Annotated in this window: 18 protein-coding genes; 4 read left to right on the top strand and 14 right to left on the bottom strand. The window is 63.3% G+C overall.

The genetic code is table 11. The annotated features are described in order from the left end of the window. Positions 1-29: 29 nt before the first annotated feature. Positions 30-491, top strand: a complete 462-nt coding sequence (locus AC2FME_RS09865) for an Lrp/AsnC family transcriptional regulator (protein ID WP_496682521.1) — start codon at positions 30-32, stop codon at positions 489-491. On the opposite strand, the gene AC2FME_RS09870 is transcribed toward AC2FME_RS09865, so the two are convergent. Then, the gene (locus AC2FME_RS09870) at positions 492-884 is read right to left on the bottom strand and encodes a DUF3307 domain-containing protein (RefSeq protein WP_496711826.1); all 393 of its coding nucleotides are present in this window, start codon (positions 882-884) and stop codon (positions 492-494) included. A gap of 125 nt (positions 885-1,009) precedes the next feature. On the opposite strand from AC2FME_RS09870, the gene AC2FME_RS09875 reads away from it, so the two are divergent. Next, the gene (locus tag AC2FME_RS09875) at positions 1,010-4,096 is read left to right on the top strand and encodes a cyclic nucleotide-binding domain-containing protein (RefSeq protein ID WP_496800337.1); all 3,087 of its coding nucleotides are present in this window, start codon (positions 1,010-1,012) and stop codon (positions 4,094-4,096) included. 6 nt (positions 4,097-4,102) lie between these two features. On the opposite strand, the gene AC2FME_RS09880 is transcribed toward AC2FME_RS09875, so the two are convergent. The 9 genes from AC2FME_RS09880 to AC2FME_RS09920 form a co-directional block, all read right to left on the bottom strand. Further along, positions 4,103-4,390: an ArsR/SmtB family transcription factor gene (locus AC2FME_RS09880; protein ID WP_496682527.1), complete on the bottom strand. Its 288-nt coding sequence runs from the start codon at positions 4,388-4,390 to the stop codon at positions 4,103-4,105. Positions 4,391-4,505: 115 nt separating this feature from the next. Further along, a complete protein-coding gene (locus tag AC2FME_RS09885) occupies positions 4,506-5,738 on the bottom strand; it encodes a mandelate racemase/muconate lactonizing enzyme family protein (protein WP_496682528.1) in 1,233 nt (410 codons plus the stop codon). A gap of 31 nt (positions 5,739-5,769) precedes the next feature. Then, entirely contained in the window at positions 5,770-6,864 is a 1,095-nt protein-coding gene (locus AC2FME_RS09890) for a Zn-dependent alcohol dehydrogenase (RefSeq protein WP_496800338.1), read from the bottom strand. 80 nt (positions 6,865-6,944) lie between these two features. Beyond that, on the bottom strand, positions 6,945-8,144 hold the full coding sequence (locus tag AC2FME_RS09895; protein WP_496711821.1) for a TCR/Tet family MFS transporter: 1,200 nt from the start codon (positions 8,142-8,144) through the stop codon (positions 6,945-6,947). Between the two features lie 117 nt (positions 8,145-8,261). After that, on the bottom strand, positions 8,262-8,975 hold the full coding sequence (locus tag AC2FME_RS09900; RefSeq protein ID WP_496743104.1) for an alpha/beta fold hydrolase: 714 nt from the start codon (positions 8,973-8,975) through the stop codon (positions 8,262-8,264). Between the two features lie 13 nt (positions 8,976-8,988). Beyond that, positions 8,989-9,777: a 3-oxoadipate enol-lactonase gene (gene pcaD, locus AC2FME_RS09905; protein WP_496800339.1), complete on the bottom strand. Its 789-nt coding sequence runs from the start codon at positions 9,775-9,777 to the stop codon at positions 8,989-8,991. 73 nt (positions 9,778-9,850) lie between these two features. Next, positions 9,851-10,825 (bottom strand): threonine ammonia-lyase, encoded by a 975-nt coding sequence (locus AC2FME_RS09910; RefSeq protein WP_496686885.1) that lies wholly within the window; start codon positions 10,823-10,825, stop codon positions 9,851-9,853. Beyond that, positions 10,822-11,649 (bottom strand): alpha/beta fold hydrolase, encoded by an 828-nt coding sequence (locus AC2FME_RS09915; protein ID WP_496800340.1) that lies wholly within the window; start codon positions 11,647-11,649, stop codon positions 10,822-10,824. Before AC2FME_RS09915 ends, AC2FME_RS09910 begins: the two co-directional genes overlap by 4 nt. Further along, positions 11,649-12,335: a haloacid dehalogenase type II gene (locus tag AC2FME_RS09920; RefSeq protein ID WP_496711817.1), complete on the bottom strand. Its 687-nt coding sequence runs from the start codon at positions 12,333-12,335 to the stop codon at positions 11,649-11,651. The genes AC2FME_RS09915 and AC2FME_RS09920 overlap by 1 nt, the downstream gene beginning before the upstream one ends. Before the next feature lie 128 nt (positions 12,336-12,463). Between AC2FME_RS09920 and AC2FME_RS09925 the strand changes: the two genes are divergently transcribed. Next, a complete protein-coding gene (locus AC2FME_RS09925) occupies positions 12,464-12,892 on the top strand; it encodes an FKBP-type peptidyl-prolyl cis-trans isomerase (RefSeq protein WP_149775631.1) in 429 nt (142 codons plus the stop codon). Between the two features lie 11 nt (positions 12,893-12,903). Here the strand turns inward: AC2FME_RS09925 and AC2FME_RS09930 are convergent, their stop codons facing one another. Genes AC2FME_RS09930 through fabA form a run of 4 tightly spaced genes read right to left on the bottom strand, consistent with a single transcriptional unit; the run spans position 12,904 to position 15,742 of the window. Next, entirely contained in the window at positions 12,904-13,098 is a 195-nt protein-coding gene (locus AC2FME_RS09930) for a hypothetical protein (protein WP_496686888.1), read from the bottom strand. A 59-nt stretch (positions 13,099-13,157) separates the two neighbouring features. Beyond that, the gene (locus AC2FME_RS09935; RefSeq protein WP_005978083.1) at positions 13,158-13,949 is read right to left on the bottom strand and encodes an enoyl-ACP reductase FabI; all 792 of its coding nucleotides are present in this window, start codon (positions 13,947-13,949) and stop codon (positions 13,158-13,160) included. Positions 13,950-13,954: 5 nt separating this feature from the next. Beyond that, positions 13,955-15,184, bottom strand: a complete 1,230-nt coding sequence (gene fabB, locus AC2FME_RS09940) for a beta-ketoacyl-ACP synthase I (RefSeq protein WP_496686890.1) — start codon at positions 15,182-15,184, stop codon at positions 13,955-13,957. 48 nt (positions 15,185-15,232) lie between these two features. Beyond that, positions 15,233-15,742: a bifunctional 3-hydroxydecanoyl-ACP dehydratase/trans-2-decenoyl-ACP isomerase gene (fabA, locus tag AC2FME_RS09945; RefSeq protein WP_149775635.1), complete on the bottom strand. Its 510-nt coding sequence runs from the start codon at positions 15,740-15,742 to the stop codon at positions 15,233-15,235. A gap of 187 nt (positions 15,743-15,929) precedes the next feature. Between fabA and irrA the strand changes: the two genes are divergently transcribed. Further along, complete coding sequence (irrA, locus tag AC2FME_RS09950; RefSeq protein WP_490360294.1) at positions 15,930-16,349, top strand: iron response transcriptional regulator IrrA; 420 nt, start codon at positions 15,930-15,932, stop codon at positions 16,347-16,349. Positions 16,350-16,375 lie beyond the last annotated feature (26 nt).

A 16,375-nucleotide genomic window follows, 5' to 3' on the forward strand; every position in this document is an offset into this window, starting at 1 on the left:
ATATGCGATTTTTGAAATAATCTGGGCGCATGTTGGAGCTGGACGACAGAGATCGCCGCATCCTGGCGCTTTTGCAGAAGAACAGTCGCATGTCGAATGCCGATCTGGCGGATGCGGTGGGTATGTCGGCTTCGGCCCTTTGGCGGCGCGTGCGCGCGCTGGAAGAGGCCGGTGTCATCGAACGCTATGGCGCGGTCGTGAACCCGGCCGCGATGGGGTTGGCGTTCGAGGCGATCGTGCATGTGCATCTGACCCGCCACGACCCGGACCGGATCGTGGAATTCATCCGCGCGATCGAGACATGCAAAGAAGTGCAGGAGTGCTATTCCACCACCGGCCAGGCCGACTACCACCTGCGGGTCCTGTGCCGGGATCTGGCTGCCTACAATGAGTTTCTCGAGAATTTCCTGTTTCGACTGCCGGCAGTTGCCAGCGCGCAGACGAATGTCGTCCTGCGTCCGGTCAAGCGCAACCGGCCGGTCGAGCTGTGATCATCTGGGCACGAACTCGACCCATGCCCAGGCCATGCCGACATAGGTCAGGTTGTGTAAAAACTGATCCAGCCCCGCCGCGCGCCAATACGCCGCCTGGTTCGGTTGCAACTGCTTTTTGTCGGAATAGCTGGCCTTGGCGAAGTCGATGTTGAAGTGGATGATCCACTCCAGCGCCACGATCATCAGAATGAAGGACAATGGGGCGCCGAAGATCACGAATACGATGACCGAGCCGATGACATGCACCAGCGCATGCTGGGCGCGCCCAGCATGGAAATACACCCCGCGCCCCGACAACATCTTGGGGGTCTGGAGATAGAAGTCGGCAAACATGTGCTTGACTTGAAGCAACGCAACCAAAAGCAGCACTGTGCCCAGTGTGGCAGGCAAATGAACCCTCCCGATATCATCCCCAGCACAGATTAGGTGCAAATTCCCGCGTTCGCAAATGAACTAGTTCACACAAGCCGAATTAGTTTCCCGCCACCTGAATCCGTTTGCGTCGCCGATTGCGAATGCTGTACCGTCGGCCTGCTTTGTTCATTCGAACGTTGCCAGTTTTGAGATTTGGTTCATCAGCAGGGGCAGGCGCCATAGAACGTTCGATTTTCGGGTTTATCTGGAAGTACTCAAAACGCGATCAGCTGATCCTGTTGGCCGTGACGGCGACCCTTTTCCCACTGCTGTATCTGACGCTGGAACTGCCCAAGCGCATCATCAACGATGCGATCGGCGCCTCGAGCGAGGTGGTCGATGTCTGGGGCTTTGCCCTGGAACAAACGACATTCCTAATCATTCTTTGTTTTGCGTTTTTGGCCGCCGTCCTGGCGCATGGCTTGATGAAAATGCGCATCAACACCATGAAGGGCGTTCTGAGCGAACGCATGCTGCGTCGGTTCCGCTATCAGCTGATCCGGCGGGCGGTGCGGTTCCCGCAGCCCTATTTCGAACGGGTCAGCCAAGGCGAGCTGGTTTCGATGATCACCGCCGAAAGCGAGCCGATGGGCGGCCTGATGGGCGACGCGATCAGCCAGCCGGTTCTGCAGGCCGGGCAGATGCTGACCATCCTGTCCTTCCTGTTCCTGCAAAGCGTCTGGTTCGGCCTGGCCGCTGTGGCGCTGATACCAGTGCAGGCCTGGCTGATTCCGCGGCTGCAACGGCAGATCAACCTGCTCAACAAGCGTCGCATTCAAGAGGTCCGCGTTCTGGCCGCCCAGATCGGCGAAAACGCGGCCGGCGCGGCCACCCTGCGCCAGAACGGCGGATGGCGCTATCGTCTGGCGTTGATCTCGGCGCAGCTGGGCCGATTGTTCGGCATCCGGTTCGAGATCTACCAGAAGAAATTCTTCATGAAGTTCATCAACAACTTCATCACCCAATTGACGCCGTTCATGTTCTACCTGGTGGGCGGTCTGTTGGTGCTGCAGGGGTCGGTGTCATTGGGGGCGCTGGTGGCCGCCCTGGCCGCGTACAAGGATCTCAGCTCGCCCTGGAAGGAACTGTTGACCTACTATAACCAGACCCAGGACATGTCGCTGCGGTGGGAGGTGGTGATCGAACGCTTCGCCCCCCAGGGAATGCTGGATGAAAGGCTGTTCGACGGCACGCCCGAGGACGTTCCGCACCTGAAGGGCGACATCGTGCTGGATCAAGTGACGGTGCGCGATCTGGACGGGAACCAGATTCTGGACGATCTGAACCTGACCTTCGGTGCCGGCCGGACCATCGGCATCGCCGCCCCCAGCGAGGAAGACCGCCGCGCGCTAGCCGATCTGCTGACGCGCGAGATCCTGCCCGGATCGGGCAAGGTCGAGGTCGCCGGGCAGGATCTGTCGGGCCTGCATCAGGCGGTGATCGCCGCCCGGATCGGGCATGCGACCTCGCGCCCGGTGATGTTTCAGGGAACCATCGGCGACAACGTGATGATGCCGCTGCGGCAGCGCCCGTTGACCCCACCGCCCGACGATCCGGACTTTCAGGAAACGCTGCGCGCTGGCAACAGCGCCGATCCGCTCGACGCCGAATGGCTGGAACCGTCGCTGGCCGGGTTTGAAACCACCCAGGACCTGCGGGACTGGTGGCTGAAGCTGATCGAGGGGATGGGTTCGGGACCGACCCTGTTTCAGCGCGGGGCCGAGCAGGTGTTCGATCAGGACCTGCACCCCGAACTGGCCGCCCGATTGATCGAACTGCGGCCGGTGGTGCAGGATGCCATTCGGACGGCCGGTCTTGAACAGCAGGCGCTGCTGTTTGACCGTGCGTCCTACAATCCGGCGCTGCCTGTGGCCGAAAATCTGTTGTTTGCGGTTCCGCGCGTTCCGGTGACCCAGCAGTTGCTGGCGCGGCAGACCGTTTTTCTAGGTCAGTTGCGTGAGCTGGGGCTGGACGAGACGCTGGTGGCGTTGACGCGCGACGTGATCGAAATGTTGCGGCAGATCTTCGGGCTGGATGGAACCGACCACCCGCTGTTCCGGAAACTGGGGCTCGAGGCCGCAACCTACGAGGCGGCGGTCGAACTGGTCGAGCGGACGCGCGAGACCGGGGCTGCCGGGCTGGATGACGAGCAACTGGCCAGCTTGCTGGCGGTGCCGTTCGTGATCTCGGCCGAGCAGATCGGGCCGGCCTTTTCCGACGAGTTGAAGAACCGCATTCTGGAATTGCGCCACAGCCATTCTCACAAGCTGATGGAGCGGCTGAACGACGTATTCGCGCCGCTGGATCCCAACCAATTCGCCCCGGGCCTGACGGTGTTGGAGAACGCGCTGTTCGGCAAGGTCAGCCAGATCGGCGGCGCCCGCTCGGACGAGGTGCGCAAACTGGTCGCCGATGTGCTGGCCGAGAACGGCGCGCGCCCGATGGTGATCGAACTGATCTACGACATCCCGGTCGCGCTGGGCGGGCAGAACCTGCCGGCGGCCCTGTCCGAGCCGCTGGCCTTCACCCGCGCCACGATCAAGAAGCCCGACATTCTGATCCTGGAAAACGCGCTTGCCAGCTATGGCATGGAAACCCAGATCGCGGTGTTCCGGAACCTGCGGGCGCTGCTGCCCGACACCACGATCATCTATCTGAACGATCAGTTCCAGACTCCGGGCGTGTTCGACATGTATGTCGAAATCCGGCAAGGTCGGGTCGTGTCAGATCAAATCGCATCCGAATCCGAAGGCGAAGGCGCAGCCTCGGCCGATCTGGTCCGCAAGCTGCGCGCACTTGAACAGACGCCGTTGTTTTCGGGGTTGGACCGGCGGCAGTTGCGCCTGCTGGCCTTCGGGGCGCAATGGTATCGCGCCAGCGCCGGAGAGGTCGTTTTCCTGAAAGACGATCAGCCCACCGACGGGGCCTATATGATCATCGAGGGCGAGGCGGGATTGTACCTGCCGCAAGAGAGCGGCCCCGACCAATTGGTGACCCGCGTCGGGCCGGGCACCCTGGTCGGCGAATTGGGGCTGATCCGCAAGGAGCCCCGCGCGCTGAGCATGGTGGCCGAAACCGATTTGACCTGTCTGCGCATCGGCGAAGAAGAGTTCCTGGCCGTGGTCGAAAACGACGCGGCGACGGCGTTCAAGTTGATGCAGGTGATCGCGGGGTATGTCTCGCGCTGATCCGGGTCAGCTTTGCGGCTTGCAGTACAGCGAATACAGCAGATCGATGACCTGCGCCGTGTTCCCGTCCGCAAGCGAATAAAAGACCGCCTTGCCCTCGCGTCTGGTCGAAACCAGCCCTTCAGCCCGCAGCCGCGCCAACATCTGGCTGACTGCGGCCTGGCGCAGATTCAGCAGTTTCTCCAGCTCTCTCACCGACTTTTCGCCGGCGCTCAGGTGGCACAGGATCATCAGCCGCCCTTCATGGGCGAGGGTCTTGAGGAACGCGGCGGCTTGGGTCGCGCTTGCGGCCATGTCCAACGTTGGTTTGGCGGGCTGAAATGTTCGGTCAGTGTCTGGACGGGTCAAGATACACCTTGCAGCGCTGAAGATCGGGCCGGGCCTGTATGCACCAAGCCGCCCGGCCTTGTCACCCCTCGGTGGCAGGGGCGCCGCCTTGGAAGGCATTGCCGTTGACATAATCGCAGGGGTCTTCCTGCATCTGCAGGTGCAGACCGTCGCCGGAATAGGGATGGGCGCGGGCCAGATCCTCATCGACCTCAATACCCAGACCAGGGGCCAAAGGCGGTTCGACAAAGCCGTTCTCGACCCGGATCGAGCCCTTGATCAGCCGGTCATGAAACGGCGTTTCGATGGTCTCCAACAGCAGCAGGTTCGGGATCGAGGCCGCGAGATGGATGTTTGCGGCCCATTCCACCGGCCCGGCGTAGAGATGCGGCGCCATCTGCGCGTTGAAGACCTCGGCCATGGCGGCGACCTTCTTCATCTCCCAGATACCACCAGCCCGCCCCAAAGCGGGTTGCAGGATCTCGGCCGCACCGGAGCGCAGGACCGCGCCGAATTCGGCCTTGGTGGTCATCCGCTCGCCTGTGGCCACGGGAATGCGGACATTGCGCGCGACGCGGGCCATGTCCTCGATCATGTCCGGAGGGGTGGGCTCTTCGAACCACAGCGGCGAGTAAGGTTCGATTGCCTGCCCAAGGCGGATGGCGCCCGCGGTGTTGAACTGGCCATGGGTGCCGAACAGCAGGTCGGCCTTGTCGCCCACGGCCTGGCGGATCGCCTTGCAGAAGGCCACCGACATCGAGATGTCGGACATGGCCGGCATATGCCCGCCGCGCATCGTGTACGGACCGGCCGGGTCGAACTTGACCGCGGTGAAGCCGCGCCGGACCATTTCGGCGGCGCTTTCCCCGGCCTGTTCGGGCGAGGTCCAGAAATCGGTCAGATTGTGCTGCGGCAGCGGGTACAGATAGGTGTAGGCGCGGATGCGATCGTTCATCCGGCCGCCGATCAGAGCGTATACCGGGCGGTCCCGGTCCTTGCCCAGAATGTCCCAACACGCGATTTCCAGCCCCGAGAATGCCCCCATCACAGTCAGGTCGGGGCGCTGGGTGAAGCCGCTGGAATAGGCGCGGCGGAACATCAGCTCGATATTCTCGGGGTTTTCGCCGGCCATGTGGCGGTCGAACACGTCACGGATGACGTGTTTCATCGCCTCGGGGCCGACCGAGGAGGCATAACATTCTCCCCAGCCCGTGATGCCGGTGTCGGTGGTGACCTTCACCAGAATCCAATAGCGCCCGCCCCAGCCCGGCGCGGGCGGAGCGGTCACGATGATGTCGAGATCCTGTAGTTTCATCCGGTCTCCTCCCGCCGGTGGTCCGGGGCCGTCAGCCCCGGTCAAATACGATGACGTTGCGCTTGGCCGACCCGGTCTTGGTGTCCTCGATGGCCTCGTTGATCTGTTCCAGCGTCCAGCGACCCGAGATCAGCTCGTCCAGCTTCAGCCGCCCCTGTTCATACAGATCGATCATCCACGGAATGTCGCGTTGGATCACCACGTCGCCCATCTTCGACCCGACCATGCCCTGACCCAGTGCTGCCAGAATGACCGGCTCATAGCTGGATTGCGCGCCGGAATGCGGCATGCCGATCATCACCGCCTTGCCACCACGACCCAAATAGCGGGGCGCCTGATCATAGGCGGGGATGGCCCCAACGGTGATCAGAACCGCATCGGCCCCCCGACCGCCCAGGGCCTTGTACGCCGCTTTCCACGGTTCTTTCAGCGTGGCCAGAACCCCGTGCGTGGCGCCGAACTCCTTGGCGATCTCGAGCTTTTCTTCGGTCATGTCGACGGCCACGATCCGCCGGGCCCCGGCCAGCCGCGCGCCCTGGATGGCGTTCAGGCCCACCCCGCCCGCGCCGATGACCACGACATCCTGACCCGGGCGCAACTGCGCGGCGTTGACCGCCGCCCCCACGCCGGTGATCACCCCGCAGGACAGCAGGCTGGCCACGTCCTTGGGCATCGCGTCGGGGATCTTTACGATCTGGCGATGGCTGACCACAACTTTTTCGGCAAATGCGCCACAGGCCATCGCCTGTTCCAGCGGCCCACCGTCCGCCGTGCGCAGCGGCCCGTTCACCGTGTCATAGGGCGTTTCGCAGATCACCGGCTTGCCGCTGGCGCAGGACGGGCAAGACCCGCAAGCGCGGATCAGGGTCACCACGACCGAATCGCCAACCTTGAATCCGCCGCTGACTTCTCCGACGGCCGAGACCACACCAGCGGCCTCGTGCCCGTAGACGGCGGGCAGAAACCCTCCCCACGCGCCGCTGGCATAGGTGATGTCGGAGTGGCAGATCGCCACCGCATCCAGCGTGACCTCGACCTCGCCCATGCCGGGCGGCGCGATCTGGATGTCTTCGATGACAAGCGGTTGGTTGAAGGCGCGGCATACGGCGGCTTTGATGGTCTGCATGGATCCCTCTTTTGGTTTGGGTCACGGTGGCGTTTGAAACCGTGGGCTGCAAGACGGAAAACGTCATTCCCATGTCGTTGTTACATATCGGAAGCCCGGACCCGTAAAAACAACGCGAAGCCCGCCAGCATCAGGCCCATAGCCAGCAGGAAAGGCGCCCCCGGCAGATAGATCGCGGCATCGGGCCGGGCGAACTGCGCAAACACTGCCGTCATGACCAGTGGGGAAAGGATCATGGACAAGGCGTGCAGGGCGGCCAGCACACCTTGCAGCTCGCCCTGTTGCGAATCCGGCGTTGCGCGCGACATCTGCGCCTGCAGCGCCGGGGTGACCATCGCGCCCAAGGCGGTGATCGGGATCAGCATCAGGGCGATGGTGCCATTGGTCAGAAAGCCCAACAGCAGAAAGCTGACGATCTCAAATACCATGCCCAGCAGGATCGTTCTGCGCTCGCCCAGATGCCGGGTGGCCGGGCGGATCAGCCCGCCCTGAACGGCAGCCATGCCCAGCCCGTAAACGGCCAGAGACAGCCCGATCATCTGGGTCGACCAGCCGAACCGCTCGACCGTGAAATAAGACCAGATGGCCGGGTAGACATAGATCGACACCGAATACAGGAAATAGACCCACAGCAGCGGCCTGATACCGGGCAGGCCGGCAATCGCGCGCAGGGCGCTGTCGGGCCGGGCGCGCCGCCACTGGAACGGGCGGCGGTTTCTGTCGGTCACCGTTTCCGGCATGACCAGAAATCCAAGGCAGAAATTCAGCACCGACAGCCCCGCGGCGGCCCAGAACGGTGCGCGTGTGCCATATTCGCCCAGCAGCCCGCCCATCAACGGCCCCAGCACGAATCCGACCCCGAATGCCGCGCCCAAAAGCCCGAAATTGGCTGCCTTGTCATGGGGTTTCGACACGTCGGCGATAAAAGCCGCGGCGGTGGAATGCGTGGCCGCCGTGATGCCGCCCAGAAGGCGCCCGGCCAGCAGCAGCCAAATGCTGCCCGCAATCGCCATCACGACATAGTCCAGCGCCATCATCAGCAGCGACACCAGCAGAACGACCCGGCGCCCATAGGCATCGGACAGATTTCCCAGAACCGGCCCGAACAGGAATTGCATGGCCGCGAAGGCGGTGCTGAGAATGCCGCCCCAGATGGCGGCCGAGGCCAGAGACCCGCCCTGCACCTCGACGATCAGCTGCGGCATGATCGGCATGATCAAACCGATGCCCATTGCATCGATCATCACGGTTCCGAACGCAAAAAGAAAAGGAAGCCGCATGCCTGTGCCAACTGTTATTTTTCGGGCCGAGCCTAGCGAGGCCATGCCGGTCTATGAACCCGCTCGGGGTGGTTTGCGGCGGCAAACGGCTTGTGACGTGCGGTCACTTCCCAACCGCTAGAGCCGGGCGGCCAATCCGCTCAGTTGCTGTGCAAGATGTCCGGGTTGCGAAAAGAAGGGCGAGTGCGAACTGTCGATGGATAGGCGCAGATCCGGTGGTGCGATCTGGCTCATGTCCTCTTGGTATTCCGGGGGAATGGTCCGATCGTCTGTGGCGCGGATATAGGCCTTGGGAACGCGGGCAAAACCGCCGCTCAGGTCCAAAGGCGTGTCCTGGGGGCGGATGGCCTGGGGGCACAACCGCGCAAGGGCATAGCGCACCGTTTCAGGCGCGCAGTCATGATAGAACAGGCCCTCCACCCGTTCCGGCAGGACAGTGTAGGACAGGCCGTCGGCCGATTTTTCAACGGCATCCGCAATGAGTTGTCGCGGAGACTGCCGGCGCATGTCGATCATCGAAAGGCCGGGCCGGGGCACGTAGGCACACAGGTATATCAGCGCCCGCATCCGGTCGGGCGCATGGTCGGCCGCGGCACTGATCGGATAGCCGCCCCAGGAATGCCCGACCAGGATGGTGTCGGGTGTGGACGCCGCAAGTATCGCGTCACGGCAATCGTCAAGGGTGACGGCCGACACCGGCGTCGGGTCTGCGCCGTGGCTGGGCAGGTCGATGGCGCGCGCGCTGTGCCCCAGCGATCTGAGTTTGGGGATCAGGTCGCGCCAGCACCAGGCGCCATGGCACGACCCGTGGATCAACAGAAAATTCGCCACCGGTTCCTCCTTCTCAGACGTGCCCGGTTTCGGCCAGAAAATCCGACAGCAGCGCCGCGTAGTCGCCGGGCCGTTCGACGCAGGGCAGGTGTCCGGCCTTGCGGATCAACTCGAACCGCGAGCCGGGGATCAGATCGACCGTTTCGCGCACAAGGTCCGGGGGTGTTGATCCATCCTCGGACCCGGCGATGCCCAGCGTCGGCAGGCGCAATCCGCTGGTCGGCGTGAAGAAATCGGTTCCCGATATCGCGGCGCTACAGCCCAGGTACCCTTCCAACGGCTGCCGCACCATCATGTTGCGCCACAGGTGGACGTCCGGCGAGGACCGGAACGCCTTGGAAAACCATCGCTCCATCGTCGCGTCGGCCAGGGCTTCGATCCCGCCTTTGCGCGCGGCCGCGATCCGGTCGGCCCATATCGCCGGAGTGCCGATCTTGGCTGCCGTGTTCGACAGCACCATCGCCCTGATCTGGTCCAATCGTTTCACGGCCAGACCCTGTGCAATCATACCACCGATGGACAGTCCGACAAAGACACAGTCGCGGACCTGAAGGTAATCCAGCAATCGCTCGGCATCGCGCACCAAAGCGCCCATCGAATAGGGGCCAGGCGGCTGCGAAGACAATCCATGCCCGCGCTTGTCATAGCGGATGATGCGCAGACCGTCGGGCAGCAACGGCAGGATCGGGTCCCACAGGCGCATATCGGTCCCCAGCGAGTTTGCAAAGACAACGGGTGCCCCGTCAGGGGTTCCGTCCTCGCGATAGTGCAGCTTGACCTCTCCGAAATCCGCGATGTGCATCTGGGCGACCTTTTTCTTTTATTGGGTTTCTGCAGCGTTTGCCGCACCTTATGGCACCTAGCCCGACCGCTTGTCAGGTCAGGAATTCCAATGCCCCGGCAAAGACCTGCGGATCGACATTCCCGCCCGAGGCCACGACGATCACCGCATCGCCCGCGATCTCGTCCTTTCGGAACAGCGCCGCCGCCAGCGAAACCGCACCGCCGGGTTCCAGCACGATCTTCAGGCGCAGAAAGGCCTGGGCCATCGCCTGTAGCGCCTCGGCCTCGGAGACCGCCAGACCGGGCCCGCACAGGCGGTTGAGGATGGGAAAGGTGATCTCTCCGGGTTGCGGCGTCAGGATCGCGTCGCAGATATTGCCGGAGGTAGCCGCATTCGCCTGGATGCTGCCTGCGGCCAGCGAGCGTCTCACATCGTCGAACCCCTCGGGCTCGCAGGGGCGGGCGCGCAGGCCGGGCGCGTGGCGGTCCAGCGCCAGGGCGACGCCGGCAGTCAGACCCCCGCCGCCGCAGCATACCAGAACATCGGCAGTCTCGACACCCAGATCGCGGGCTTGCTGCGCCAGTTCCAGGCCGACGGTGCCTTGCCCGGCGATCACCTGCGGTTCGTCATAGGGGCGGATCAGGGTCAGGCCACGTTCGGCCGCCAGCGCCTCGCCGATATCCTCGCGGCTTTCGGAGGCGCGGTCATACAGCACCACCTCGGCCCCCAGAGCGCGGGTGTTCTCGATCTTCAGCCGGGGCGCGTCCGAGGGCATCACGATGACCGACCTGGTGCCATGCAGAGTTGCGGCATGGGCTACCCCTTGCGCATGATTACCCGAGGAATAGGCAATAACCCCGCGTTTGCGGGCCGCGTCGTCCAGCGCGGAAATGGCCGACCAGGCCCCGCGGAACTTGAAGCTGCCAGTGTGCTGCAGGCATTCTGGTTTCACCAGCACCCGGCGCCCCGCGATCTGGTCCAGAAAGGGCGAGGTCAGCAGCGGCGTTTTGCGCACATGGTCAGCCAGACGGTCGGCGGCGGCTTCGATCAGGTCAATGGTGCTCATGCCAGTTCCAATGTCTTGCGGATGATGTCGAGGGATTGTGGCTCGTCCAGAAACGGGACATGGCCGCGATCGGACACGTCGCCCGTGATCAGGCCGGGATGGCGCGCGCGCATGGCATCGACCGTGTCGCGGCTCAGAAGGTCCGAGTTGGCGCCGCGGATCACGCCTGTTGGCACGGCGCGCAAGGCATCGAACAGGGGCCACAGGTCCGGGGTTTCGCCGGCTTCGATCTGTTCCAGCAAGGCGGTGCGCAGGGCCGGGTCATAGCGCAGGGCCAGTCCGTCGTCGGTTTCTTCGTATTGGAACGCGGCCTGTTTGCGCCAGACCGCAAGCGGAATGTCGGGGAATTGCGGCTCCATCATCTGTTTCAAGGCCACAGCCGCCTGATCAAGCGTTTTCGACACCGGTTTGCGGCCCACATAGTCGATGATCCGGGAGATGCCCTGCGGCTCGATCACCGGGCCGACATCGTTGAGAATCACGGCGGCCAGACGGTCGGGATGCGTGGCTGCCAGCGTCATGGCGATCAGTCCGCCGCGCGAGGTACCCAGGATGCTGGCCCGGTCCAGGCGCAGATGGTCCATCAACGCGATTACGTCCTGCGCCTCTTGCGCCACGGTATAGTTGCGGTAGTCGGGATCGTGGGCCGATTGCCCCCGGCCGCGATAATCCAGCGCGATCATGCGCAGATCGGCGACATGCGGTGCCAGGAACGAGAAATCGAGACTGTTGCGGGTCAGCCCGGCCAAGCACAGAAGCGGCTGCCTCTGGCCGGTGTCCGCGTAGTAAAGGTTCAGTCCATCGGTGGTCGTGAAACGCGGCATCACAGGCCCGCCAGTTCGGGGATGCGCGTCAGGTCGGACAGCACATGGGCGGGTGCCCAAGGCAGCCGGTCCATCGGCTCACCCGCTCGGTTCACCCAGGCCGTGACGAAGCCGTATCCGCTGGCGCCGGCCGCGTCCCAGCCGTTCGAGCTGACGAACAGCACTTCGGACCGGTCGCAACCGAACCGGGCGGGGACAAGATCATAGACCTTGGCATGGGGTTTGAACACGCCGACGCTTTCGACCGACAGCACATCGTCCAGCAACGCGCCGATGCCCGCCGACCTGACGGCGGCGTCAAGCATCGGTGGCGAGCCGTTCGACAGGATCGCGGTCTGCAGACCGCCGGATTTCAAGGCCTTCAGCATCGCGGGTACTTCGGGATAGGCCTGAAGCTCCCAATACAGATCCAGCAGACGCTGGCGCAGGTTTGGGTCGCCCTGAAGGCCGGTCGCGTCGAGCGCCCAGTCAAGCCCGTCCTGCGTAACGTCCCAGAAATCGGCATGGGCGTCGGCCACGGCGCGCAGCCATGTGTATTGCAACTGTTTCAGGCGCCAGTGATTGGCAAGCTCGGGCCATTTGGCCTGCAACGCTTCAAAGCCGGGCTCGGCTGCCGCCTGCCGCGCCGCGGCGGTCACGTCGAACAGGGTGCCATATGCGTCGAAAACGCAGGTCGTGATTGCCATGTGATCCTCCGCCGTGATTGCGCGCAGGTTTGCACAACTGCCCCAGTGGGAAAAGCGCAAAAGGGTTTACAACGGCGCGGCAGGCTCTAGGTTGGGCGGCTCTTTCTACTTCAAGGCCGGAGGCCACCATGACCGCAATCAAACAAGGCGACACCGTTCGCATTCACTACACCGGCACTTTGCAGGACGGCAAAGTCTTCGACAGCTCGGAAGGGCGCGAGCCGCTGGAATTCGCGGTCGGATCCGGCCAGATCATTCCAGGGCTGGATTCGGCCCTGCCGGGGATGGAAGTCGGCGACAAGAAACGGGTCGAAGTGGCGTGCGAAGACGCCTATGGCCCGGTGAATCCTGCGATGCGTCAGGACATCCCGCGCGAAGGCATTCCGGCCGACATTCCGCTGGACCCCGGCACCCAGTTGCAGATGCAGACCCCGGACGGGCAAGCCTTGCCGGTCACCGTGGTCGAGGCCACCGACACCACTGTTACGCTGGATGCCAACCATCCGCTGGCCGGGCAGGATCTGACCTTTGATATCGAGGTCGTTTCGGTCAACTGACCGGTCCGGGCCTATAGCCCGGGCACCAGATCCAACAACGACCCAACCGCGGACCGCAGCTGCGGTTGGGTATAGAACACCCACAAGATCAACAGTGTCGTGAGGGTCAGCAGCAGTTTGCGCGCACGCTCACTGAGGAACCTTTCCTTTCGACGGGCCTGTTGCGCGCGCGGGCTGCTGGCGATTATTCGGTCAAGTTTGCTCATGTGCCGAAACCTGCCGCCGAAAATTGGTCAAATCTTGGCGGCGACAGGGAAAGATCGAGTCACATGAAATCGGGCTGAGGCATGCCCAGAACGTGGAACCCGCCATCGACCCGGATGATTTCACCGCTGGTGCAGGCGCCGGCATCCGAAGCCAGATAAACGGCGGTGCCGCCCACCGCTTCGAGCGTTGCGTTCGAGCGCAGCGGCGCGTTCTGGTCGCAGAACTTGTAGGTCTTGCGCGCACCGCCGATGGCCGCACCGGCCAGCGTCTTCATCGGGCCCGGCGAAATCGCGTTGACCCGAATACCGTCGGGCCCCAGGTCGTTGGCCAGATAGCGGGTCGCCGATTCCAGCGCCGCCTTGGCCACGCCCATCACGTTGTAGTTCGGAACCACGCGGTTCGACCCCTGATAGGTCAGGGTCAGCAGGGTGCCGCCATTGTCCTTCATCATCGGATAGGCGCGACGCGCGACTTCGATGAAGGAATAGGCCGACACATCCAGCGAGTGCTTGAAGTTGGCCCGCGTCGTGTTCAAGAACCGGCCGGTCAGTTCGGTCTTGTCCGAATAGGCGATGGCATGGACCAGAAAGTCGATCGTCGGCCAGCGCGCGGACAATTCGCCAAAGGCCCGGTCCAGCGAGGCGTCGTCGGTCACGTCGGCATCGACCATGAAGTCGCTGCCCAAGCTTTGCGCCAGCGGCTCGAGCCGCTTGCCGAAGGCCTCGCCCTGATAGGTGAAGGCCAGCTCGGCCCCGGCCTCGTGCATGGCCTTGGCGATGCCCCAGGCGATCGAGCGGTCATTGGCTACGCCCATGATCAGACCGCGTTTTCCCTTCAGACAGTTTGACATCTCGATCACCCGTTATACTTGGACAGAACCATGGAGCCATTCGTGCCGCCAAAGCCGAAGCTGTTGGTCATGACACTATCCAAGCCTGCGTTTTCAACCACTTGCGTGGCAATTTCGCCGGGCTGAATGCCTTCGGCCAATGTGTCGACGTTGATCGACGGTGCAATGAAATCATGTTCGAGCATGAGCAGGCAGAAGATCGCCTCGAGCGCGCCCGCCGCGCCCTGCGCATGGCCGGTCATCGACTTGGTCGAAGAAATCGGCGGCACGCTGCCCTCGCCGAAAATGCGGCGCACAGCCTCGACCTCGCCCACGTCTCCGACCGGGGTCGAGGTACCGTGCGCGTTGATATAAGAGACCTTCCGGCCCTCGGGCAGGGTCTGCAGCGCCAGGCGCATGGCCCGCTCGCCACCTTCGCCCGACGGGGCGACCATGTCATGGCCGTCGGACGTCGCGGCAAAGCCGGTCACCTCGGCATAAATCTTGGCGCCCCGCGCCAGCGCGTGGTCCAGATCTTCCAACACGACGATGCCCCCGCCGCCGGAAATGACAAAGCCGTCACGATCCTGATCGAACGCGCGCGAGGCTTTCTCGGGCGCGTCGTTGTACTTGGACGACATCGCGCCCATCGCGTCGAACAGGCACGATAGGGTCCAGTCCAGTTCCTCGCCGCCGCCGGCGAACATCACGTCCTGCTTGCCCATCATGATTTGCTCGGCCGCATTGCCGATGCAGTGCAGCGAGGTCGAGCAGGCCGAGGTGATCGAATAGTTGATGCCCTTGATCTTGAAGGCGGTGGCCAGGTTGGCCGAAATGGTCGAGCACATGCACTTCGGAACGGCAAACGGGCCGATCCGCTTGGTCGCGCCGGTTTTCAGAACGGTCTGATGCGCCGTCAGCATGGCGCTGGTCGACGGCCCGCCCGAACCCGCCACCAGGCCGGTGCGCGGGTTCACGACCTGATCTTCGGTCAGGCCGGCATCGGCGATCGCCTGGCTCATCGCGATATGCGCATAGGCGGCGCCGGGGCCCATGAACCGCAGTGCGCGTTTGTCCACGTGCTCGGCCACGTCGATCTTGAGTGAACCGGCCACCTGGCTGCGAAAGCCGTGTTCGACCATCTGTTCGTTGGCCTCGATGCCGGATTTACCTGCCTTGAGCGAGGCCAGAACCTCTTCGGCATTGTTCCCAATGGAGGAAACGACCCCCAATCCGGTTACGACGACGCGACGCATAAGCGTACTCCTGTATTCCGTTCTGTGCTTGTTGCCGATCAGCTGAGGTCAGCTTTCTGACAATGCAACCTTCATGTCCTTGACCTGATAGATGACTTCGCCATCCGCCTCGACCCGGCCATCTGCCACTCCCATGGTCAGACGGCGGGTTTGCACGGCCTTGGTGAAATCGACGTAATAGGTCAGCATCTTGCGGTCGGGGCGCACCATGCCGGTCAGCTTGACTTCGCCCACACCCAGCGCGTAGCCACGACCCTGCCAGCCCCGCCAGCCCAGGTTGAACCCGGTCAGCTGCCACAGGCCATCCAGGCCCAGGCAGCCGGGCATGATCGGATTGCCGGGGAAGTGGCATTCAAAGAACCACAGGTCCGGGGTGATGTCGAACTCGGCAACCACATGGCCCTTGCCGTGCGCGCCCCCGTCGGCCGAGATCTCGGTGATCCGGTCCATCATCAGCATCGGCGGCGCGGGCAGCTGGGCGTTGCCGGGGCCGAACAATTCGCCGCGGGCGCATTTCAGCAGATCGTCCTTGTCAAAGCTGCTAGGGAATTGGGCCATTCTGCCGCGTCTCCTGCCTGGGGTCTGTTGGTTCAATCTGGCCTCGTCTAGCACCCGTTTGCAAGGTCCTGCAAGAGCAGCCGAACACATCGGGCGGATGGGGCCGATCGGATTGCGAATGAATTTCAATTGAAATTGCCGGCGGACGGCACTTATATATTGGATCAGACAATCGGATTGCGAATTCATGACGGATCAAAGCCGGGACATTGCGACGAACTGGTTGGTGCACGCCGGGCTGCGCCCGACGCGTCAACGGGTTGCCTTGGCCGAACTGCTTGTCGGAGACGGGCGGCACCGCCATGTCACCGCCGAAAGCCTGTTCGAGTCGGCCAAAAAGAGAGGTGATGCCGTTTCGCTGGCCACCGTCTACAACACGCTGCGCGCCTTTTGCGATGCGGGTGTACTGCAAGAGATCACGGTGGACGGGTCCAGAAGCTATTTCGACACCAACACCCATGACCACCCCCATTTCTTCTGGGAAGACGAGGGCCGGCTGAGTGATGCGCCCTCGGATCAGCTGGTGATCCAGCGTCTGCCCCAGGCGCCCGACGGGGTCGAGATCGCATCCGTCGATGTGGTCATCCGCCTGCGCAAGAAGGCCTGACAGGCGCGGCCTTTTCCCCGTTGGTG

The organism is Ruegeria sp. BHSC026 (genome assembly GCF_059613065.1).